Here is a 21317-nt window from a genome sequence, read left to right as displayed (position 1 = left end):
GAAGTCATGTCGTCGTCCGAGGGTCGTGCGTGGGAGCAGGTACTGAACCACTTGGAGCAGATGCTGGTCTCGGGAGAACTCGGCCCGGGCCAGCGTCTGCCCCCGGAGCGCACGCTCGCCGCACAACTCGGCGTCGGCCGGTCTTCGGTTCGTGAGGCACTGCGGGTGATGGAGGCCCTCGGGCTGCTCAGCACCCACACGGGGTCCGGGCCGAACGCCGGCGCGATGATCGTCTCGCGACCCACCGGCGGGATGTCTATGCTCATGCGTCTGCAGGTCGCGGCGCAGAACTTCCCGGTCTCCGACATCGTCCGCACACGTCTGGTACTCGAGACGGAAGTGATGCAGACGCTGGCCAACCGGACCCCGGCACCGGAACTCACCCCGGCCGAGGAACTGCTGGACGCGATGGACGATCCGGAGTTGGCTGCACCCGAGTTCCTCGTTCTCGACGCCCAGTTCCATGTCGCGATGGCCGACGCGGCGGGCAACCTCGTCGTCGCGGCGATGATGGCCGGTCTGCGCGACTCCATCGAGAGCTACGTCCTCGCGGGCGCACCACACACCGATTGGCCCGCGACCTGCGTGCGGCTGCGTCACGAGCACCGCGGTCTCGTCGACGCGGTCCGCGCCGGCGATGCCACGCTCGCCCGCAAGCGCATCGTCGAGCACATCCGCGGTTACTATGCTCAGAGTTTCGGCGCCGACGCGTTCTGACGCCCTGTCCGAGCGATGTCCACCGAAGGGTCTGTGACCGGTTCGGGGACGCGTGCGGATCGTCGGCGATCGACCAGCACCGCGAATATCACGATGAGCAGCAGCGACCAGCCCAGTGTCGGGCGCATGTACTCGGCGTACCGGCCCGCCTGCACCCATCTGCCCGAATACCATTCGTCGGCGCTGAGGAAGCCGTACACCGCCAGCCATGCCGGCCAGTTCCGCATCACGGACTGCGGCAGGACCACGCTCATGAGCAACGGGAACAGCAGCATCGAGTAGTACATCTGCCCGAGCGAACCGAGCAGAAACGATGCGGTCATCAGCACACCGGCACCGGTGACGACGAAGAACACCTCCTCGTGCCGGTGGTAGCGGTGGAGCAGATACAGCGTGGCCGCGGCGAGGAACGCGAAACCGATGCGCAACGCGAGGATCAGGGGTTCGGGCAGACCGTAAAGGTGCCGTTGCCGGTGATCGAACTGTTGAAGTAGTCGCGGGACTGCAACAGATACGGAACGGTGCGTTCGACGAACTGCCACGGATCCGCAGCCCACGGCCACGCGAGTGCGGTGAGCCCGACCGGCACCGCTGCGGCGGTCAGGAGAGTCTTGCTCTGGCGGCGCAGCACGGGAAGCAACAGCAACGGCGCGAGAATCGGTTTGATCGCGAAGGTCACCCCGATCGCGGCGCCGGCCCAGAGGTCCCGCCGCGCCAGCAACAACGTCAGGAACGCCATCTGACCGAGTAGGACCACACCGTTGATGTTGGTGAACACCAGGGTGTTGATCACCGATTCGGACGCGAAGGCGACCGCCACCGCGATCGGGAACGCCGCCGATCGTGCCATGTACCCGAACATCCGCACGACCAGGTACACGGCAACGAGGACGGCCGCCGCGTTGACCCCGATGAACGCCCATCGTGAGACTTCGTGTTCGAGGGCCGCGAACGGTGCGATCAGCAGCGAACCCGACGGCGGGTAGAGGTAGTGCGGGTCGACGTGTTCGTACGTCGCTGTGTAGACCGGTTCACGGTTCCAGAAGGCGACGGCTGCGCGGTAGACACCGGTGAAGTCGTCCGTGCGTGCACCGTCGACAGCGAGGATCACCGTGCGATGGACGACGAGCATCACGGCGACCGGCCAGAAGACGCACTTCAGCAGGGCCTGCGGTGACCGCACGGTCGGCTGGACCCACCACGGCCGACCGTCCCGACCGCGATCCGAGGTATCGATCATCGCTGATAGACGTCGGGAATCCCGTCGCCGTCCTCGTCGACCTGCTCGGCCGCCCTGATCGTGCGGTAGGCACGGTTACGGGCGACGAGAACAGTCGAGGCCAGAGCGGCGCTGAGCAACGATCCGCACAGCACGGCGACCTTCACGTGATCGGCCGCGACGGTTCCTGCACCGTAGGCGAGATCGCCGATGAGCAGGGACACCGTGAAGCCGATACCGCCGAGCAGGGACACACCCAGCACGTCCACCCAACTCAGCTCGTCGTCGAGATGTGCTCGGGTGAAGCGCGCCACCAGGTAGCTGACCCCGAAGATCCCGACGACCTTGCCGACGACCAGACCGGCGATCACCCCGGCGGAGATGGGATCGGTGAGGGCGTTCGCCAGGCCGGTGAATCCTCCGACGGTGACGCCGGCGGCGAAGAAGGCGAAGACCGGCACGGCAATACCGGCGGACAGCGGCCGGATCCGGTGTTCGACGTGCTCGGCGACCGGAATCGTGCGGTCCCCCACCTGCCGGGCGACGGGAACCGCGAAGCCGAGCAGTACACCGGCGATGGTCGCGTGCACACCGGATTCGTGGACCAGCCACCAGGTCACTGCAGCCAACGGCACCAGGAGCCACCAGGAACCGAAGCCGCGTCGGAGCGCGATGCCGAACAGCGCCAACGGGATCAGCGCCCCGCCCAGGTAGAGCAGGTTCACCTCGTCGGTGTAGAAGACCGCGATCACGGTCACGGCGAGCAGGTCGTCGACCACGGCGAGGGTGAGCAGGAACGTTCGCAGCGCCGACGGGAGATGACTACCGATGACGGCGAGAATCGCTACGGCGAACGCGATGTCGGTCGCCGTCGGGACCGCCCATCCGTTCAACGCGTCGGCGCCACCACGAAGATTGATGACGGCGAAGATCACGGCCGGGACGATCATGCCGCCCAGGGCGGCGGTCACCGGCATGGCGGCACGCCGCAGATCCCGCAGACTGCCTTCGACGAATTCCCGTTTGAGTTCGACGCCGACGACGAAGAAGAACACGGCGAGCAGGCCGTCGGCCGCCCAGGTGCCCAGGGTCAGGTCCAGGTGCCACGATGCCGGACCGATCCGGGTCTCCCGCAGGGCATGGTAGGAATCCGACCATCCTGTGTTCGCCCATATCAATGCGATGACGGCGCCGATGAGCAGCAGGACACCGCCGACGGTCTCCTTGCGGAGGATCTCCGTCACACGGCGTGTGTCCTGCCATGTTCCGCGCGAGAGGAAGGGGACTCCGGAGAAGATGTTCGGCATCACAGGTCCTCGGAATTCTCGACGGCACGCGGTGCGCGAACGGGGACCGGCCGGGGCGGATGCAGCCGATCCGCATGGGCGGCAGGACGTTCCGATCCCCGGAGTGGGATCGGGTACCGAAAACTATGGCATCCCTGCGATTTCGGTGTCGGACGCCGACACGCGGCCGGGAGGCCGATGCGACCTTCGGCGCTGCGGTGGACGTGCTCCGCGAGGGTGCCGGTCACTGCGCCGGCTGCAGGGCTCGGGCGGGACGGGTGGCGACGGGACATATGGGTACAGACACGGGTCCTCCGGTTCGACGACGTAATTACTTCTGCCGACCAGACTTCCCGGCGCACCGAGATCGACCATACCGTATCGGGTCAGGTCGACGCGGTGCCCGTCACATTCTCCTCGGGAGCGACCCGAACTGCGACCGTGGGTTCGTTCGCACCCGCGTCCGGCGAGACGACGGTGGGATCGACGACGAGCACAGGCACATGAGAGTGTCCGATGAGGTATTCGGCGACGCTACCGAGCATTCGGGAGGACATGCCTCGTCCGCGGCGTCCCACGACGAGAACGTCGGCGTGGTGTTCCTCGGCGAACCAACCCAGGCATCGACCGGCCGGGCCGGCGAGGACGGCATATCCCACCGAAATATCACCCATCGATTCGACGGCCTGCTCGAGTCGTCGTCGCACCGTGGCGAGGAGCTCGGAGTCGGGATCGCCGGCGTCGTCGTAGGAGATCACGACAACGAGTTCGAGCACTCCTCCGGCCGGGCCGAACAGTCGTCGCGCCGCGTCCAGCGCATGCTTGGCCTCGGTGGATCCGTCGTAGCCGACCATCACGCGGAGTCCGCCTTCATCGGCCTCTCCGGCGTGCTGCCGGGCCACCGTCGTCACTTCGACGGGCCGGGGAACACGCTCGATGCGCTCGAAGGCGATGGGGACGAACAGCGGTCCGAGGATGACGGCGATGATCGTCCAGCGAGGGTCGTGGCCTCGACGTGCCATCCACAGACCGGTCACGAGTCCTGACAGCACCCATACGACGAGGAAGGCAACGAAGACGGCCCAGTTCATGGCGTACCCCCAGGTGCGTGGGCCGAGAAGAGGTGTACCGCTGCGTTCATGTCCCCTCCGGGGTCGTCGAAGAAAGCTGTTCCCGCCGACCAGACTTCCCGGCACACCAGGGGAGACGATACCCGACCCGGCCGCGTGATCTCACCTGTTCCGAGAGGTCTGCGCGCGGAGGACGTCGCCGCGAGATGGCCCCGTCAGCGTCGTTCCGGGCCCCCTGCGGCATCCGGCCGATCACCGTCCTGCAACTGCCGGATGGCGTCGACCAGCGGCGCGAGGACGGGTTCGGCCGCGGCTTCGTCGAGCGCCTCCCGCAAGGCGGCGTTGCGGGTGGGCCGGGCCTCCTCGAGCAGGCGCCGGCCGGCGTCGGTGACGTCGGTGTAGATGCCGCGGCGATCGGTGGGACACAGATAGCGCGACAGCAACCCGCGGTCCTTGCAGAAGCACGTCCTCGACCATGCGCACGGCGCCCCGACCCTGGCGTCCGCCGCCAACATCGGTGCCTTCAATCTCGGCAACGCTCTGGCCGCCTGGCTCGGCGGCATGGTGATATCCGCCGGATTCGGGTACACGGCACCCAACGCCGTCGGGGCCGTCCTGGCCGCGTCCGCTCTGATCCCGAACTACGCGAACACCCCCGAAGGAGCACCACCTCGTGACATCGTCCACGATCCCCACCGTCACCCTGAACAACGGCGTCGAGATCCCCCAGCTCGGCTTCGGCGTCTTCCAGATCCCCGAGGACGAGACCACCGCGGCCGTCAGCGCCGCACTCGAGACCGGTTATCGCCACATCGACACCGCCGCGGCCTACGGCAACGAGGCCGGCGTCGGCCGCGCGCTGGCGGATTCCGGACTGTCCCGCGACGAGCTGTTCATCACGACGAAGGTGTGGAACTCCGATCAGGGTTACGACGCCACCCTCCGCGCCTTCGACACCAGCCTTGCCGCGCTCGGCCTCGATCGTCTCGACCTCTACCTGATCCACTGGCCGACTCCGGCCCGCGATCTCTATGCCGACACCTGGCGTGCGCTCGAACGCCTCGTCGTGGAAGGACGCCTCCGCGCTGCGGGCGTGTCGAACTTCCAGCCCGCCCATCTCCAGCGCCTGCTGGACGGCAGCTCGCTCGTCCCGACGATCAACCAGATCGAACTGCACCCCGGTCTGCAGCAGAGCGAACTGCGCGCCTTCCACGCCGAGCACGGCATCGCCACCGAGGCATGGAGCCCGCTCGCCCAGGGCGCCGTGCTGGACGACGAGGCGATCACGTCGATCGCCGGACGCACCGGCAAGTCGCCGGCCCAGGTGGTGCTGCGCTGGCATCTGCAGCTCGGCAACGTCGTCATCCCCAAGTCCGTCACGCCGTCCCGGATCCGGGAGAACTTCGAGGTCTTCGACTTCGAGCTGACCGACGAGGACATGTCGACCATCGCCGGTGCCGATCGCGATCTGCGCACCGGACCTCATCCGGACGAGTTCAACTGACAGACCTCGCGGCTCCGGGCGGATCCACCGCCCGGAGTCGGTAAGGCGCTCGAAGAGCTGCGTTCAGGTGTATTCGACGGTCATCCTGTCGATGCTCCCGTCGAACGGGAACGGTGCGCGGTCGAAGTAGTCGAGCGAGACCGGTGAACCCAGGCAGGTGCCGATGTCCAGGCAGTCGTTCGCCGTGAACAGCAACGGCGCACTGACCGGTACGACGGTCTCCCCCACCGACTGCCCGTCGACGGACATCCGGACGTTCAACGGACCACCGGGGCGCGCTTCGGCGTACTTGGTGACCACCTCGACGAGGTGGTGTCCGGGCGCGACGCGGCTCTCCGAGCGCATCTTCGTCCGCATCAGGATGAACAGGTTGTACTCGTAGCAGAGGTAACCGTCGTCCGCGAAGCACGTCAGACCACCACCGTTGGCCCCCAGCGCGTACAGGACGCCGTGCGCCCGCTCCGGGAAGGTCACCTCGATGCAGACCCGGTTGTTCTTGTTTCCCAGTGCAGGAGCACAGAATTCGGGCATACGGGTGACGTCGCCGGTGAAATCCCAACTCGTGTACGGCGTGGTGATGCGTTGCTCCGGATGGATCGCCGCGACCCAGAGCCCCCCACCGATGGGAAGAGCGTTGTTCTTGGCTGCTTCGATCGCGAACATCTCCCGCATCTGGGCCAACTTCTCGGGGTACTGCTCGGCGAGGTCGCGGTTCTGCGTCCAGTCCTCGTCGAGGTTGTAGAGCTCCCAGGTGTCGTCGTCCGGGCTCCAATCGCGGATCCCGCCGGGCAGACCGGGCAACCACGGTGCGCGGGGACCGAAAGCCGACGCCATCCATCCGTCGTGGTAGATCGCTCGGCTGCCCATGACCTCGAAGTACTGGGTGAGTTTACCCGCCGGCGCGTCACGGTCCACGAAGGTCCGGGCGAAACCCGCGCCGTCGATCGGATCCTGCGGAATCCCGTCGACGATCCGCGGCGGTGCGATGCCCAGCAGCTCGTAGAAGGTAGGCACCAGGTCGTTGCAGTGCAGGAACTGGGTGCGAGGGGCGCGATCCGGCGTGATGCGCGCAGGCCAGCGCACCACCATGGGATTGCGGGTTCCCCCGAGATGGGACGCGAGAAGCTTCATGCCCTTGTAGGGCGTGCTGCCCGCCCAGGCCCACCCTGCGTGATACATGTTGTCGGTCTTCGGCGAGCCGAGAACATCGAGTCCGCCGAGCTCGTCGAGCGCCGCGATGTGCTGGGCCGTGGTCGTGGGGATCCCGTTCTGCGCGAGCAGTTCGCTGATGGTGCCGTTCTGGCCTTCACCGGACGACCCGTTGTCGCCCCAGATGTAGAAGACCAGGGTGTTGTCGCGGTAGCCCAGCCGGTCGAGTTCGTCGAACAGCCGCCCCACCTGGACGTCGCAGTGTTCGGCGTATCCGGCCGCGACCTCCATGAGACGACGCTGGAAGGGCTTCTCGTCGTCGGGGATGTCGTCCCACGCCGTCATGGTGGGGTGCCGCTCGGTGAGTTCGGCCTCCGGCGGGATCCAGCCCTTCTCCTTGGCCCGCTCGAACACGCGCTCGCGGTAGGCGTCCCATCCGTCGTCGAATTTGCCCGCATACCGGTCGGCCCACGGCTTCATGATGTGGTGCGGCCCGTGCAGGCACCCGCTGGCCCAGTACATGAAGAACGGCCGGGACGGATCGAGTGCCTTGTGGCGGCGCAACCAGCCGATCGCGTCGTCGGCGAGGTCCTCACTGAGGTGGTAGCCCTCCTCGGGACTCTTCGGGGGCAGGACGACGGTGGTGTTGCGGACGAGATTCGGCTCGTACTGCGACGCCTCGCCGGCGAGGAAACCGTAGAAGTAGTCGAAACCGACTCCGGTGGGCCAGTTGTCGAAGGGACCCGCTGCGGTGGTCTCCTCCGCAGGAGTGTTGTGCCACTTGCCGAAAGCCGCTGTGGTGTAACCGTAGTGGCGCAGCACCTCGGCCCCGGTGGCGCTCGATTTCGGGATGTGCCCGGAATATCCGTCCCAGTCGTTGGCGAGTTCGGCGATCTGCCCGTTTCCGACGCGGTGATGATTGCGTCCGGTCAACAACGATGCGCGGGTGGGCGAGCACATCGCCGTGGTGTGGAAGCGGTTGTAGCTGATGCCTTCGTCGAGCAGGCGATCGAGGGTCGGTGTGCTCACCTCGCCGCCGAATGCGCTCGGCAGACCGGGGCCCGCGTCGTCGATGAGGACGACCAGGATATTCGGGGCGTCGTCGGGAAGGCGACGGTGTTGTGCGCGTGGGCTGTAGACCGATTCCTGCATGGTCCGTCCTGCGATGCTTCCTGACGGCACCGGTGGGAACGGCAGAGTTTCTCCGCCCGGGATCGGATCCGGACGCAGATCCTGGCTCATGGTGGATGCCTCTTCTCACCCCATCCGTTCCCAGTACACCACCGGTATCGGGCCGCACACACCCCTGATCAGGGTGAAACCTGCCCTGTTACGGGCGAATGATGCAGCGGAATCCGATATGGCACGTCGCGGTCTCCTCGGTGTCACCCTGGCGGGCCGCGGGTCGGTACCGCAGGCAGTAGTTCGGGGCGCACAGATGCGATCCGCCCTTGATGACACGGCGCGGATACGCCTCGCGCGGATCGTGTTCGGCCTTGTCGACACGGGGATTCGTCGGGATGCAGCACGACGACGCCGGCGCGACGTTCTTACTGCTCGAAGCATGGTTCGCGGTGAAGTAGTCGGCGGTCCACTCCCACACGTTGCCCGCCATGTCGTGGAGCCCGTATCCGTTCGGCCGGAAGTGTCCGACAGGTGAGGTTCCGGCGAATCCGTCCGTTTCGAGGTTCTGCCACGGGAACTCGCCCTGCCAGACGTTCCCGCCGGGTCGGCCTTTCGGTTCGTGTTCGTCCCCCCATGTGAAGGCCGTGCGGTCGAGTCCGCCGCGGGCGGCGAACTCCCATTCCGCCTCCGTCGGCAGCTCCTTGCCGGCCCACTCGGCGTAGGCGCGGGCATCGAACCACGAGACGTGGGTGACGGGATGGCGTTCCCGCCCGCCGACGGTGCTGCCCGGCCCCTCGGGATGGCGCCAGTCGGCACCCGGGACGAACGACCACCAGCGCGTGTAATCGTCGAGCGGTACCGGTCCCGGCGGAGGCGTGAACACGAGCGATCCGGGCACGAGCAGGGACGGATCGGCGCCCGGATAATCGGCGGGGTCCGGCGCGACTTCCGCGGTGGTGACGTATCCGGTGTCCTTCACGAAGCGCCGGAACTCGGCGACGGTCACCGGGTGCGTGTCCATCCAGAACCCGTCGACCGTCACCTGGTGGACCGGTCGCTCCTCCGGATAGAAGTCCTCGGACCCCATCCAGAACGTGCCTCCGGGAACGAGGGTCATGTTCTGCGTCGCGGCACGCGTCATGACGTCAGCCTCGCACGGCCCGGGTCGCGGCGCGAGGGACGCACCGACGGACGAGACCGCGCATTCTCCGGTCCCGTCCCGGCCCCGTACCGCAGACTCGGGACATGCCCTCCACGACGACGGAACTGTCCCCGATGCTGGCGACCCTCGGTCCGCCGCCGACCGGGAACTGGGCGTTCGAGATGAAATGGGACGGCCAGCGCACCCTCGCCACGGTGGCCGACGGGCAGTGCCGGCTGACCAGCCGCACCGGCAACGACATCACCCGGAGCTTCCCCGAACTCCCCCGCCCGCTCACCACTGCGACGGACGGCCGGGACTGCATCGTCGACGGTGAGATCGTCACCCTCGACGCCGAGGGTCGGCCCTCCTTCGCCCGGTTGCAGCGCCGCATGCACGTCCACCGCCCCACCGAGGAGCTACGTGCCGAGCTACCGGTCCTGATCTACCTGTTCGACGTCCTCGCTCTCGACGGACAACCCACGACGGAGTTGTCCTATCTGGAGCGCCGCGCCGTCCTCGAAGATCTGATCGTCCCCGGACCGCGGGTTCAGCTGTCGCCTTACTGGACCGATGTCGACGCACCGACCATGCTCACGGTCGCGCGCGAACACGGCCTCGAAGGGATCGTCGCCAAGGACCCGGACGCACCGTATCTACCCGGGACCCGCAGCGACGGCTGGATCAAGACGCCGCTGCGTCGGAACACCGAGGTGGTCGTCGTCGGGTGGCTCCCCGGTTCCGGCAAGGCCGCCGGCGGTATCGGTTCACTGCTGCTCGGCGCCCACGACGACGAGGAACGGTTGGTGTTCATCGGCCGGGTCGGGACGGGATTCACCGCCGCGACCCGACGTGAGCTGCGATCGCAGCTGCGTCCCTTGGAGCGGCCCACCACCCCACTGGCGGTTGCGCCGCCGGCACGGGAGACCCACGGCGCCCACTGGGTGGAGCCCATCCTCGTCGGAGAGGTCGAGTACCGGGAGTACGCAGGCGGAAGCCTCCGGCATCCGAGCTGGCGAGGACTACGCACCGACAAGACGGTGCCGGAGGTCGATCTGCCCGGCCGACACTGACCGTCCGGTTACCGTGAGGCGCATGGATGTCCGTCGCAGTGTCGCCGATGCCCGAGTGGCCCGCCTCGCCACCGCCGACGGGTCCGGCGAGCCGCATCTCGTCCCGATCGTGTTCGCCCTCGACGGCGACGTGATCCACACCTGCGTCGACGACAAGCCGAAATCCACCCGGCGCCTCCGTCGACTCGCCGATATCGCCGAGAACCCGCGGGTGTGCGTGCTCGTCGACCACTACAGCGACGACTGGTCGCAGCTGTGGTGGGTCCGCATCGAGGGCATCGCCACGGTCCACGACGCCGATACTCCCGAGGGAACTGCGGGCATCGACGCGCTCGTCCGTAAATACTCGCAGTACCAGGCGAAACGACCACCGGGACCGGTGATCACCATCGACAGGCTGCGCTGGCGGTCCTGGTCCGCCTGAGCAACTACCGATCCAGCGTGAGCATCGCCTCGGCGATCCCGTCGACCGCCGCCACGGGGACCGCGGTGCCGGCATCGCCCAGGACGAGCAACCGCGCTCCCGGGATCTCGCGTGCGATGGCTTCTCCGTTGCCGACGGGGAAGAACGCATCCCGGCGACCGTGCACGACGAGGGCCGGGATACCGACCTCGGGCAAGCGTTCTCGCCAACGGGGCGTGCAATCGAGCCTGGAGAAGACCATCCCGAGCTGATTCGCGGAGTGGGCCGACGGTTGATCGTTCGGGGTGCGGTCCCAGATGCGCTCGGCGACCGCGCGCGCGGCGACCGGATCGTCGCCGAGGATTGCTGCGCGGGCAGCGGCGAACTCTGCCACGGCCGTGCGATCGGCCCACTCGGGCATCGGAAGTGCGAACATGCGCTTCATCGTCGCTGCGTCGTGATCGGGAAGGTCGCGGTCGCACGGGCCCGGGGCGACCGGACGCGTCCCGACCAGAGTCAGGGCCCGGAACGTGGCGGGATGGTCGAGCGCAGCGACCTGGGCGACCATGCCGCCGACACCGATGCCCGCGATATGCGCCGGCCTGCCATCGAGCGCATCGACGAGGGCTGCCGCGTCGTCGGCGAGGTCGCGCAGGGTGTAGCCGGGCGCGTCCGGGTCCTTCGTCGTCGACTCTCCGCAATCCCGCAGGTCGTACCGCACGACATGACGCCCACCCGCCGCGAGCCGCTCACACAGTTCGTCGGGCCACGAGAGCATCGTCGTCCCGCCGACGAGCAGGACGAGTGGAGCGTCGTCGTCGCCGAAGAACTCGACGCCGAGGTCGACCCCGTTGGCGCTGACGGTGGTCACTGCCGCTCAACCTCCAGTGCGGCGACGGTCGGTGCGGTCTTCGAGTAGCGGAACGCCCGGTCGAACCGGTCGATCACGTCCTCGGTGGCCCTTGTGGTGTGTTGTGCCTGTCCCATGATCTCGGCTCCTTCTCGATCGGGATTCGGTCCCGGCCGCTTCGGTGACGCGGATCGGTGTTACTCGGACAGACCGGTGCAACTCCCCGATCTCATCGGTCCCGACTGTTGACCTCGAGTCGACTCGAGGTGCTGTGCTGTCCGCACAACGACACTCGCGGAGGGAACCATGATCGCTTTCGGACCCCAGCTCATCGGCCGCACCGAGAAGGCTCTCAACGCCCTGCTGGCCGTAGCTCTTACTGACGAGGACCTGGTCGAGACACAGTGGGTCGCACTGCGTATCGCCGAACGTTCCGACGGTTCGCGGGCGCTCGCCGCGCTGCTCCACGACACCACCTACGCACCGGACACTGCGGAGGTCGTCGATTCCCTGATCGCTCGCGGGCTGGTCCGCGACGACCGGCTCAGCGCATCTGGACGAGATACCGTGTGGCGAGGATCGAACATCACATCGAGGTGCTGACGTCCGGTATCTGGGATGCTGTCGACCCGGCCGATCGTGCCGCCGCCGAACGCGCCTTGAACATCGTGCTGGCCCGCGCTCGATCGGTCCTCACGACTCGGTAGTTGCCGGCGCATCCGTACTGGCGGCCGCGTGACGCTGATCGGTAAGGCCGTCGGCGCACTGGGCTGACGTCCGCGACGGATTCCGATACCGCTTTCCTCGAAGGATGATTCACCCTGGCACCGTACTTACCTTAGCGCTAAGATAAATGACACCGTGCCCCGCAACCAGGAGTGATCACGATGTCCCTGACCACCGTCAGCGCCCACCATCCCTACAGCCCCGCCTTCGTCGCCGGCGATCTCGTCTTCGTCTCCGGCGCCCTGTCCGTCGACCCCGAAGGCGTGGCGGTCGAGGGGCGCGACGAAGCCCTCGACGCCGCGATCGACCGCATGACCGACCGGCTCGCCGTGGTCGGCGGCAAGCTGGAGGACGTCGCCAAGCTCACCTACTACGTCACCGACCTGTCGCTGCGCGAGGAGGCGAACCGCCAGTTCGAGCGACTGTTCGCCGAGCCGCGACCGGCCCGCACCTTCGTCGAGGTCAGCGCCCTGCCCTACGGTGCGACCGTCGAGATCGACGCGATCGCCACCGCGACGCGCTGAGACCCGAACTCCCCACACGCCCCGCGTTGCCCGTATCGTGAAGGATGTCTTGGCGCTCAACCACTGAGCCCGGATATTTCCGACAGCACGAGGAGGGCAACGTGGGGCGCGACAGGGTTCCCGACCGTGACGCCGTCGACGACATCGTCGACCAGTGGGCCCGCGAGTGGCCCGGACTGGACGTCACTCCCCTCGAAGTGCTCGGACGCCTCCACCGCACATATCTGCGGTATCAGAGCGCGATCGGCCGCGTCTTCGACGAATACGGCATCAACATGGCCTCGTTCGACGTCCTGGCCGCACTGCGCCGCGCCGGAAAGCCGTACCGCATGACCTCGGGACAGCTCGCGGAGAGTTCACTGGTCACCACCGGCGGGATCACGCTGCGCATCGATCGCCTCGAGAAGGCCGGACTGGTGCGGCGCGAACGCGACGCGGAGGATCGGCGCATCGTCTACGCCGAACTCACTCCTGCCGGAAAGAAACTCATCGACGAGATCGCTGTCGCGCACTTCGAGAACGAGACGCGCATGCTCGCCGAGCTGTCGAAGAACGATCAGGCCGAACTCGTGCAGTTGCTGCGCAAGCTCGAGCACTCCCTCGTCCGGCACCAGGGCAGCTGACCACGGATCGTCGATACCGTTGCATGCCAACGGATCACACACCCCACATATGCGAGAGCGGCGGAGACCGAAGTCTCCGCCGCTCTTCCGTTCGTCAGCCGGCCATCTCCTTGGCGAGTTCGTCGGCACGGGAACGGTACAGGCGACGCAGGCGCATCACCCCGAGGTCGTGCTGGTAGAGGTTCTCGGCCTGATCGGCGTCGGGAGCCATGCCCTCGAGCATGATGCGGTCCTGTTCGAGGACCTCCCAGTGACGTTCCTCGAGCACCGTGCGGTACAAGAACCGCCACACGTCGCGTTCCCAACCCTGCACCCGGCGGTAACGCCAGAAGAAGACCGCGGTGGTCTCGGCGTCGATGGGGGTTCCCATGCCGACGATTCCGAACGGTCCGCCCGGGCCGGCCGTGGGCGGATACGGGATCTCGAGGTCCACCCAGTCGACTCCGGTGCGGCAGTACTCGACCCAGTCGAAGTTGACGCCGCGCTGATCGGTTTTCTCGAAGAAGAAACCGCGATCGGTCTCGCGGATACGGAACCGCGCGGAGGTCTCGCCACCGAACATCGAGTGCGATTCGTGGTGCAGGAACGCACCGTGCATGGGGTCGAGGAGGTTCTCGAGGGCGAACCGCCACGGTGCTTCCCATTCGGCGTAGCAGAGGAATGCCGAGACATCCTCGTCCACCAGTGGATCCGGAAGCTCCAGCGGTGCGGGTTCGACGTCGGGGTCGGTGCCGAACCACGCGAGGATCGCGCCACCCACCTCGCGCACGGGCAGGGAGGTCACCAGCTTCTTGCCTTCGAGGTTGCAGCCGGGCATACCCGGAACCTTCGCGACGGTACCGGTGCCGTCGACCTCGACGCCGTGGTACTTGCAGGCGATGCGGTCGCCGAGGTGCACACCCTGCGAGAGCGGTGCGCCGCGGTGCGGGCATCGGTCTGCGAGCATGCGGACGGTGCCGTCGGAGCCGCGGTAGAGGACCCAGTCCTCTCCCAACCGGCGCAGCTTGCGGATGCTACCGCGTTCCACGAAGTCGGAGGGGCACACGGCGTGCCACTGCTTGCGCATGCCGGTCGCGAAGATCTCGTCGGCGGTGAGGGTGCGGTGCAGTCGATTGACCATGGTCAGGCTCCGATCCGGCGCATCTCGGCGGTGAACGATTGGGCGGTCCATTCCTGCGCGTCGGGCGCGTGGATACCGGAGGCGTTGAGTCCGCGGACGAGTCCGTCGAGGTCGTGGACGCCGGATCCGAAAACGGCTTCGATGGCCTTGGCGAGTTTGATCTCGTAGGGGGTGGGGTCGGCCGTGCGGGCCTGATTGATCACCAGGTACCGATCCATCGGGAGGTCCTTTCTACAGATCCAGCACCAGCTCGGCGGAGCGGGCGCGGGAGACACAGATCATCATGGTGGCGCCGGACTCCTGTTCGGCGGCCGAGAGCAGCGAGTCGCGGTGGTCGGGGGTCCCACACAGGACGCGGGTCTCACAGGTGCCGCAGATTCCTTCGCGGCACGAGTTCGGTACGTCCACACCGGCTTCCTCGAGGGTGTCGAGGACGGTCTTCTCGGGTGTGACGGTGGCGGAGATTCCGGAGCGTTCGCACACCACTGTGAACGACGCGTCGGCGGCAGCGTCGGTCTCGCGTTCTTTTGCTTTGAACCGTTCGAGCCGGACGGCCTCGGCCGGCCAGCGGTCCGCGAACGACTCGACGGCGGTGAGCAACCCGTCGGGTCCGCAGGCGTAGACGAGGGTGTCGGGCTGGGCGTCGCCGAGGATCGACGGCAGGTCGAGCATTCCGTCGGCGTCCTCGGCGACGAGGTGCACCCGGTCGCCGTAGGGGGCGAGTTCGTCGAGGAAGGCCATCGTCTCCTTCGAGCGGCCGCCGTAGTGCAGCTCCCAGTCGGCGCCGGCGCGGTCGGCTTCGCGGACCATCGCAAGGATGGGGGTGATACCGATGCCGCCGGCGAGGAAGATGTAGCGCGGCGAGGACAGCAGTTCGAAGTTGTTGCGCGGGGCGCTGACGGTGACGACATCGCCCGGCCGGATGGTTTCGTGGACACGACGGGATCCGCCGCGGCCGGCCTTCTCGTGCAGTACGGCGACGCGGTAGCCGGTCTTGTCGTCGGGGTCGCCGCACAGGGAGTACTGCCGGATGTGACCACCGCCGAGGTGCAGGTCGAGGTGGGCGCCGGGGGTCCAGTGGTCCACGGCCGCTCCGTCGGGTCGCTCCAGGCGGAGCGAGAGGACTCCGGTGGATTCGACCCGCATCTGACGGACCATGAGGTCGACGGTCTCAGCAGTCATGATCACCCTCCGAGTAATTGATTCAGTGCTCATTATCTTAGCGCTAAGATATGACTCGCGCCACAGTCGAGCCGAGATTTCTTTTCCGGCTCGGCTACATGCCCGGCACCGTCACCGGCGGCGTGAACGGCGCCGGCATCTCCCCGTACGAGGCCAGGTCGACCTCGACGATCACCGGGGCCTGCAGCGACACTGCGCCGTCGAGCACCGGGTGCGCCTCCGCCGCCGATCCGATGCGGCGGTATTCGACCCCGATGGCCCGCGCGAGCAGCGCGAAGTCCGGGGTGGTCAGGTCGACGGCGTATGGCTGTTGCCCCGAGCCGGTCTGCATGTTGCGCAGCACCCCGTAGCCGCCATCGTTACAGACGAGCAGCACCAGCCACGGCTTCTCCTGCGCCATCGTCAGGACTTCACCGAGGTGCACCGCCAGTCCCCCGTCTCCGACGAGCGCCAGGGTCGGCCGGGTCTCGTCGGCCAGGGCCGCGCCGATCGCCATGCCGAGGCCCTGCCCGATGCCGCCGCCGCGCGGGAAGATGTTGCTACGCGGGTCGTAGACGGACAGGAGTCGGTTGCCCCACGAACTCGACGCGATCGTCACGTCCCGGGCTATGACGGCATCGTCGGGCAGCACGGCGCGCACCGCGTCGCACAACGCGGCATGGTCACCGAGACCGGTGCGCTGATTCTCCCGCACACGCTCGCGGGTTTCGCGCGCACGTTCCGTCCACGCCGCCTCGACGACATCGCCGAGTCCATCGAGTTCCAGTGCTGCCGCGAGGAATTCACCGACCTCACCGACGACCGGCAGATCCGCGGCGAACACGCGGCCGGGCGCGGCCGGATCCAGGTCCACCTGCACGTGCCGCGGAGGCATCGGGATCGAATAGTCGCCGGTCTCGTTGGAGCGGAAGTGGGTGCCCAGCGAGACCACGAGGTCGGCGTCGGCGAGCAGTGCCCGGCCGAGCGGCGAGGAGCCGTAGTTACCGATGCACAGCGGATGACTCTCCGGCACGGCGCCGCGACCGGAGTTGCTGGTCAGCAGCGGCACACCCCAGCGGTCGACGAGGGCGGTCAGCGCGTCCCCTGCCCGCGCTGCTCCGCCGCCCGCCCAGATCACCGGACGCCGAGCCTGCGCGATCGCAGCGAGCGCCGCCTCCACCTGGGTGCGGTCCGCGCTGCGCGGCGTCCCAAGCGTCACCGGTGCCGGTTCGAGGGTGTAGTCGTCTGCGTACTGCAGGTCGATCGGCCATTCGATGCTGGCCGGTCCACCGGGCGTCGACAACGCGTGGGCGACGGCTTCGCGCAGTACTTTTCCGGCGCTGCCGGTGTCGAGGATCGTCGCGGCGTGCGCCGAGACCGCCTCGAGCATGCCGAGCTGATCCTTCGTCTCGTGGATGAACCCGCGGCCCGAGCCGAGGAAGCGCGACTCGATCTGGCCCGTCACGTGGAGCACCGACGTTCCGGCACTGAGGGATTCGATGAGGGAGCCAGCGGCGTTGCCGGCCCCCGTGCCGGTGCTGGTGAGGGCACAGCCGAGTCCTCCGGTGGCACGGGCATATCCGTCGGCGGCGTTGACGGCGGTCGCCTCGTGCCGCACGGGCACGAACCGCAGGTGGCGGCTCACCGCTTCCACGAGCGGCTGGTTGTGCACGCTGACGATGCCGAAGACGGTGTCGACACCGGCCTCGCGCAGCACCTGGACCAGCAGATCCCCACCGTTACCCGAGCGTGCGGTCATGACATTCCTTTCAGACATAGCGCGCGACACCGCCGCACACGTCGATGCTGGTGCCCGTCACGTACGACGAGCGGGGCGAGAGCAGGCCGACGATGTGGAAGGCCACCTCGTCGGCGGTGCCGAAGCGTCCGAGTCCGATACCGCGGTCGGTGGCGATCTCGGCCTCCCACTCGTCGAAACTCCCGGCGTAGCCGGAGTTCTCGTAGCGTTGACGCCACTGTCCCGTATCCACGAGACCGAGGGCGACCGAATTGACGCGGATCCCGTCGCGGGCCAGTTCCAGCGACAGCGACTTGCTCAGGTTCAGCAGTCCGGCCCGTGCGGCGCTGGTGGTGACCAGTCGGGTCTCGGGCTGACGCGCGAGCACCGCGGAGATGTTGACGATCGACGGCGCATCCGATTTCCGCAGCAGCGGCAGCGCCGCGTCGACGGTGTTGAGCACGCTCGAGAACTTCAGGTCGAACTCGTCGCGCCAGTCGTCGAGGGTGGTGTCGGCGCGGGCCTTCATCCGCGAGTTGCCGGCGTTGTTGACCAGGCCGTCGAGTCCGCCGAACCGCTCGTATCCGCCCTGGACGAGGGCCCCCACCGCGGCGGGGTCGCGGACGTCGCAGGCCGCGGCGTGCACCCGGTCGCGGCCGGGCAACGCGTCGAGCGCGGTGTTCAGTCGCTCGAGGTCGCGGGCGCAGGTGACGACATTGGCACCTTCCGCGAGCAACATGGCGACAGTCGCGAGGCCGATACCGGAGCTTCCGCCGGTGATGAGGTAGGTGCGGTTGTTCAGAAGCAGGTCCACGACCCGGTCCTTCCGTGAGATCAGTGCAGGACTCGAAGAGTCAGTGCAGGACGAAGCCGCCGTCGACGACCAGTTCCTGCCCGGTGATGTACGACGCCTCGTCGCCCATGAGGAAGGCGACGGCGCCGACGAGATCGGCGGGTTGCTGCGGCCGGGTCAGCGCCCGGTTCAGCCGGTACAGATCGTGCCGGTGTTGCGGAACGAACTGTGCCGATTCGCTTTCCGTCAGGCCGGGCGAGACGGTGTTGACGGTGACCCCGTACGGGCCGAGGTCGCGGGCCATGGTGCGGGTCAGCGCCGACACTCCGCCCTTGGAGGCGATGTAGTGCGTCAGGCGCGGCGATCCGTATAGCGCGGCGTCGGAACCGATGGCAACGACCCGGCCGGTGCCGTGCTGCTCGGCGTAGTCGAGGATCGACGGGACGAGGGCGCGGCTGACGAGGAAGGTGCCCCGCAGGTTCACGTTCAGTACCCGGTCCCAGTCCTCGACGGCCAGTTCGTGCACGGCCTTGCCGCCGACGCCGTCGGCGAGTGCGGCGTTGTTGACCAGTCCGTAGATCGGCCCGTCGGCGGTGACCCGCGCAGCGAAGGTGTCGACGGAGTCGGCGTCGGCGAGGTCGACGTGCACGAACCGCGCGGAGATGCCGTCGGCGCGCAGTTTCGCGGCGGCGTCCTCACCGTGGGGGTTGATGTCGGCGATCCAGACCGCGGCGCCGGCGTCGCCGAGGCGGCGCGCGATGGCCAGTCCGAGGCCGCGCGCCGCTCCGGTGACGACGATCGTGCGGTCGTCGAGGGTGCCCACGCTCAGTCCCGGGAGATGCCGAAGACGGCGGAGGTCTCCGGGTAGGTCGGGACCTGCGGCTTCTGCGTGCCGATGATGACGCAGAACAGGGCGTCGGTGGTGCCGGTGTTCTTCAGGCTGCGCGGCACCCCGGCGGGGACGACGATCATGTCGCGGTAGCCGAGAGTGCGCTTCTCGACGACGCCGTCGCGGTGGATGCCGACCTCGACCTCGCCTTCGAGGACGAAGAACGCTTCCTCGGCGTCGTGGTGGGTGTGCTCGGGGCCTTCGGCGCCGGCGGGCAACAGCATGTTGGAGAAGGTGAAGCCGCGCGACGGGATGGTGCGGTTGTCGTTCTCGTGGTTGCCGGTGGCGCCGGAGCCGACGTAGCGGATCTGGGCGCGGCGGAACCGGTCGCCGGCCTTGGCCTGGAATCCGAGGGTGTCCCAGTCCTCGTGGCGGGTGCCGCGGGTGAGGATGAGCGAGTCGGTGAATTCCTTCAGGTCCGAGGTGGTGTAGTCGAGTGCCATGGTGATGCTCCGTTCCGGAATCGATGCGGGTGGGGTCAGACGTGCGCGGGGGTGTGTTCGCGCAGGCGTTCGGTGATGTAGACGAAGGATTCGGTCCACGCGTTGAAGGCGTCGGGGCGTTCCTGGTTGGCGAGGTGCCCGGCGCCGCGGAGGGTTACGAAGACCGCGCCGGGGATGCCGCCGGCGAGTACCTGACTCGCGGGGACACCGGTGACGGTGTCGGCGTCGCCGCACAACACGAGAGTGGGGACGTCGATGTTCGCGAGGTCGCCGGTGTGGTCGGTCGCGGCCATCGACGCGGCGGCGTGGCCGTAGCCGGGCAGCCGGATCGAGCCGGCCATGATGGTCGTTGCGCGGTCGACGAGGTCGGCGGGTGCCTCGGGTGAGAGCAGGCGCGGTGCGCGCCGCGCAGCAAAGTCGGTAGGGCCGTTCGCTGCGAGGTCGGTGGCCCGGGATCGCATCGCCGACGCGGTGTCGGCGTCCGTGCCCGAACCGACGGTGGAGTCTCCGAGGATCAGGCTGCGCACGAGGTCCGGATGGCGCAGGGCCAGGCGGGTCGCAACGACGCCTCCCCACGACATGCCGAGGACATGGGCGCCGTCGTCGCCGCAGTGTGCGCGGATGACGTCGGCGGCGGCGTCGGCGTAGTCGTCGAGGTCGAGCGGGCGATCGGGATCGTCGCTGCGGGCGTAACCGGGCGCGTCCCAGGCCAGGATGCGCAGGGAGTCCCCGAGGCCGGAGAACTGCGGGGCGAAGCTGTCGGAGCTGCCGCCGATGCCGTGCAGCATCAGCACGGCCGGTCCGGTGCCGTAGTCCGCGACGTGGATCATGACGCCTGCCCGAGGTCGTAGCGTTCGAAGGCACCGGGGTCGGGGATGCCGGCCATGTGCTCACGCACTTGACGCGAGGGCGGTCCGGCGGTGCCCCACAGGTCGGACAGTTCCGGGACGCGTCGCCACACCCGGCACAGCCAGCGGTCCTCGTCGACCTGCGCGATGCCGGAGGTGTACTCGCACACCAGGCCGGCGGGGTCGGCGAAATAGGAGAAGGTGTTGTCACCGGGGCCGTGCTTGCCCGGTCCCCACAAGGGCAGTTGGCCGTGGTGGCGCAGCCGGCCGATGCCGCGCATGAAGTGGTCGACGGTGGGCATCTCGTAGGCAACATGATTGACCGAGGTCCACTGCGCCTGGTTGAAGGCGATGCTGTGGTGGTCGGAGTTGCAGCGCAGGAACGCCATCTGGTGTTCGGACCAGTCGGAGACCCGCATGCCGAGCACGTCGCAGTAGAAGCGGACGGCGGCGTCGATGTCGACGGTGTTGAGCACGACGTGAGTGACACCGACCGGGACGGCGTCCTCACGCCCGAGGGCGGGGACGGCGAGGGTGTCGGCGACGAGCTCGAGGACGCGTCCCTCGGGGTCGACGATGCGCAGTCCGTATCCCCCGCCGACGTCGTCCAGGGGTCCGGGACCGAAGACGACGGGGATGCCGCGGGCGGCGACGCGTCGTGCGGCCTCGTCGACCTCGGCGGGAGTGGAAACCGCGAAGCTGATACGGCCCAGCCCGTTCCGCTCGGCCTGGGTGAGCTGCAGGGCGTGGTGCTGGTCGCCGGTGCCGCGCAGCCAAGCGCCTTCGCGGCCCTGTTCGACGACACGCAGGCCCCACACCTGGGAGTAGAAGTCGGTGGATTCGGCGGCGGCGTGGGTGCGGAGCTCGACGGAGCGTAGGCGCCGCAGTCGGGCGATCGGTTCGTTCATGACGATC

At 68.0% G+C, this 21317-nt stretch carries 21 protein-coding genes and 2 pseudogenes; 8 read left to right on the top strand and 15 right to left on the bottom strand.

The genetic code is table 11. The features are described 5' to 3' along the window. Nucleotides 1-6 precede the first annotated feature (6 nt). The gene (locus tag ACWPOC_RS17795; RefSeq protein WP_085468243.1) at nucleotides 7-717 is read left to right on the top strand and encodes a FadR/GntR family transcriptional regulator; all 711 of its coding nucleotides are present in this window, start codon (nucleotides 7-9) and stop codon (nucleotides 715-717) included. Here ACWPOC_RS17795 and ACWPOC_RS17790 read toward each other — a convergent pair. The 3 genes and pseudogenes from ACWPOC_RS17790 to ACWPOC_RS17780 all read right to left on the bottom strand — a co-directional run bounded on the left by ACWPOC_RS17790 (nucleotide 690) and on the right by ACWPOC_RS17780 (nucleotide 4313). Further along, nucleotides 690-1957 (bottom strand): annotated as a pseudogene (locus ACWPOC_RS17790) (glycosyltransferase family 87 protein). The gene ACWPOC_RS17795 and the pseudogene ACWPOC_RS17790 overlap by 28 nt on opposite strands. Beyond that, the gene (nhaA, locus tag ACWPOC_RS17785) at nucleotides 1954-3180 is read right to left on the bottom strand and encodes a Na+/H+ antiporter NhaA (RefSeq protein ID WP_455409080.1); all 1227 of its coding nucleotides are present in this window, start codon (nucleotides 3178-3180) and stop codon (nucleotides 1954-1956) included. Before nhaA ends, ACWPOC_RS17790 begins: the two are co-directional and overlap by 4 nt. Nucleotides 3181-3608: 428 nt before the next feature. Further along, nucleotides 3609-4313 carry a universal stress protein gene (locus tag ACWPOC_RS17780; RefSeq protein WP_059383455.1) on the bottom strand — a complete coding sequence of 235 codons (705 nt, stop codon included), beginning with the start codon at nucleotides 4311-4313 and terminating at the stop codon, nucleotides 3609-3611. A gap of 432 nt (nucleotides 4314-4745) precedes the next feature. On the opposite strand from ACWPOC_RS17780, the pseudogene ACWPOC_RS17775 reads away from it, so the two are divergent. Both ACWPOC_RS17775 and ACWPOC_RS17770 read left to right on the top strand, forming a co-directional pair. Continuing rightward, a pseudogene (locus ACWPOC_RS17775) lies at nucleotides 4746-4928 on the top strand (MFS transporter); the annotation flags it as partial. Nucleotides 4929-4965: 37 nt separating this feature from the next. Continuing rightward, nucleotides 4966-5796 (top strand): aldo/keto reductase, encoded by an 831-nt coding sequence (locus tag ACWPOC_RS17770; RefSeq protein ID WP_159418285.1) that lies wholly within the window; start codon nucleotides 4966-4968, stop codon nucleotides 5794-5796. Between the two features lie 63 nt (nucleotides 5797-5859). Here the strand turns inward: ACWPOC_RS17770 and ACWPOC_RS17765 are convergent, their stop codons facing one another. After that, entirely contained in the window at nucleotides 5860-8187 is a 2328-nt protein-coding gene (locus ACWPOC_RS17765) for an arylsulfatase (RefSeq protein WP_159418286.1), read from the bottom strand. Nucleotides 8188-8275: 88 nt separating this feature from the next. Beyond that, nucleotides 8276-9211: a formylglycine-generating enzyme family protein gene (locus ACWPOC_RS17760; RefSeq protein WP_230791628.1), complete on the bottom strand. Its 936-nt coding sequence runs from the start codon at nucleotides 9209-9211 to the stop codon at nucleotides 8276-8278. A gap of 104 nt (nucleotides 9212-9315) precedes the next feature. Here ACWPOC_RS17760 and ligD point away from each other — a divergent pair, with 104 nt between their 5' ends. Together ligD and ACWPOC_RS17750 are read left to right on the top strand one after the other, a co-directional pair. After that, on the top strand, nucleotides 9316-10284 hold the full coding sequence (gene ligD / locus ACWPOC_RS17755; RefSeq protein WP_455409079.1) for a non-homologous end-joining DNA ligase: 969 nt from the start codon (nucleotides 9316-9318) through the stop codon (nucleotides 10282-10284). A 22-nt stretch (nucleotides 10285-10306) separates the two neighbouring features. Beyond that, entirely contained in the window at nucleotides 10307-10708 is a 402-nt protein-coding gene (locus ACWPOC_RS17750; protein ID WP_455409078.1) for a TIGR03668 family PPOX class F420-dependent oxidoreductase, read from the top strand. Nucleotides 10709-10712: 4 nt separating this feature from the next. Here the strand turns inward: ACWPOC_RS17750 and ACWPOC_RS17745 are convergent, their stop codons facing one another. Then, nucleotides 10713-11558, bottom strand: a complete 846-nt coding sequence (locus ACWPOC_RS17745) for an alpha/beta fold hydrolase (protein ID WP_455409077.1) — start codon at nucleotides 11556-11558, stop codon at nucleotides 10713-10715. Between the two features lie 285 nt (nucleotides 11559-11843). Between ACWPOC_RS17745 and ACWPOC_RS17740 the strand changes: the two genes are divergently transcribed. The 3 genes from ACWPOC_RS17740 to ACWPOC_RS17730 all read left to right on the top strand — a co-directional run bounded on the left by ACWPOC_RS17740 (nucleotide 11844) and on the right by ACWPOC_RS17730 (nucleotide 13410). Next, nucleotides 11844-12140, top strand: coding sequence for a hypothetical protein (locus ACWPOC_RS17740; RefSeq protein WP_455409076.1), 297 nt, complete (start codon nucleotides 11844-11846; stop codon nucleotides 12138-12140). A gap of 284 nt (nucleotides 12141-12424) precedes the next feature. Next, a complete protein-coding gene (locus ACWPOC_RS17735; protein ID WP_026061146.1) occupies nucleotides 12425-12787 on the top strand; it encodes a RidA family protein in 363 nt (120 codons plus the stop codon). A gap of 101 nt (nucleotides 12788-12888) precedes the next feature. Next, a complete protein-coding gene (locus ACWPOC_RS17730) occupies nucleotides 12889-13410 on the top strand; it encodes a MarR family winged helix-turn-helix transcriptional regulator (RefSeq protein WP_016692236.1) in 522 nt (173 codons plus the stop codon). A gap of 94 nt (nucleotides 13411-13504) precedes the next feature. Here ACWPOC_RS17730 and ACWPOC_RS17725 read toward each other — a convergent pair whose 3' ends face one another. From ACWPOC_RS17725 to ACWPOC_RS17685, 9 genes are all read right to left on the bottom strand, one after another. Next, complete coding sequence (locus ACWPOC_RS17725) at nucleotides 13505-14530, bottom strand: Rieske 2Fe-2S domain-containing protein (protein WP_455409075.1); 1026 nt, start codon at nucleotides 14528-14530, stop codon at nucleotides 13505-13507. Nucleotides 14531-14532: 2 nt separating this feature from the next. Beyond that, complete coding sequence (locus ACWPOC_RS17720; RefSeq protein ID WP_059383465.1) at nucleotides 14533-14748, bottom strand: recombinase-like helix-turn-helix domain-containing protein; 216 nt, start codon at nucleotides 14746-14748, stop codon at nucleotides 14533-14535. Between the two features lie 13 nt (nucleotides 14749-14761). After that, a complete protein-coding gene (locus ACWPOC_RS17715) occupies nucleotides 14762-15712 on the bottom strand; it encodes a PDR/VanB family oxidoreductase (protein WP_455409074.1) in 951 nt (316 codons plus the stop codon). Between the two features lie 94 nt (nucleotides 15713-15806). Further along, nucleotides 15807-17468, bottom strand: a complete 1662-nt coding sequence (locus ACWPOC_RS17710; protein ID WP_455409073.1) for a thiamine pyrophosphate-binding protein — start codon at nucleotides 17466-17468, stop codon at nucleotides 15807-15809. After that, nucleotides 17461-18243 carry an SDR family oxidoreductase gene (locus ACWPOC_RS17705; RefSeq protein ID WP_455409072.1) on the bottom strand — a complete coding sequence of 261 codons (783 nt, stop codon included), beginning with the start codon at nucleotides 18241-18243 and terminating at the stop codon, nucleotides 17461-17463. The genes ACWPOC_RS17710 and ACWPOC_RS17705 overlap by 8 nt, the downstream gene beginning before the upstream one ends. 40 nt (nucleotides 18244-18283) lie before the next feature. Further along, nucleotides 18284-19045, bottom strand: a complete 762-nt coding sequence (locus ACWPOC_RS17700; protein ID WP_455409071.1) for a 3-oxoacyl-ACP reductase family protein — start codon at nucleotides 19043-19045, stop codon at nucleotides 18284-18286. A gap of 2 nt (nucleotides 19046-19047) precedes the next feature. Continuing rightward, nucleotides 19048-19554 carry a cupin domain-containing protein gene (locus ACWPOC_RS17695; protein ID WP_106199710.1) on the bottom strand — a complete coding sequence of 169 codons (507 nt, stop codon included), beginning with the start codon at nucleotides 19552-19554 and terminating at the stop codon, nucleotides 19048-19050. A 35-nt stretch (nucleotides 19555-19589) separates the two neighbouring features. Continuing rightward, complete coding sequence (locus ACWPOC_RS17690) at nucleotides 19590-20384, bottom strand: alpha/beta fold hydrolase (protein WP_455409070.1); 795 nt, start codon at nucleotides 20382-20384, stop codon at nucleotides 19590-19592. Further along, nucleotides 20381-21310: a VOC family protein gene (locus ACWPOC_RS17685; RefSeq protein WP_455409069.1), complete on the bottom strand. Its 930-nt coding sequence runs from the start codon at nucleotides 21308-21310 to the stop codon at nucleotides 20381-20383. Before ACWPOC_RS17685 ends, ACWPOC_RS17690 begins: the two co-directional genes overlap by 4 nt. Nucleotides 21311-21317: the final 7 nt, after the last annotated feature.

The organism is Rhodococcus sp. 5G237 (assembly GCF_053764735.1).
This window is presented reverse-complemented; position numbering and strand designations above follow the sequence as displayed.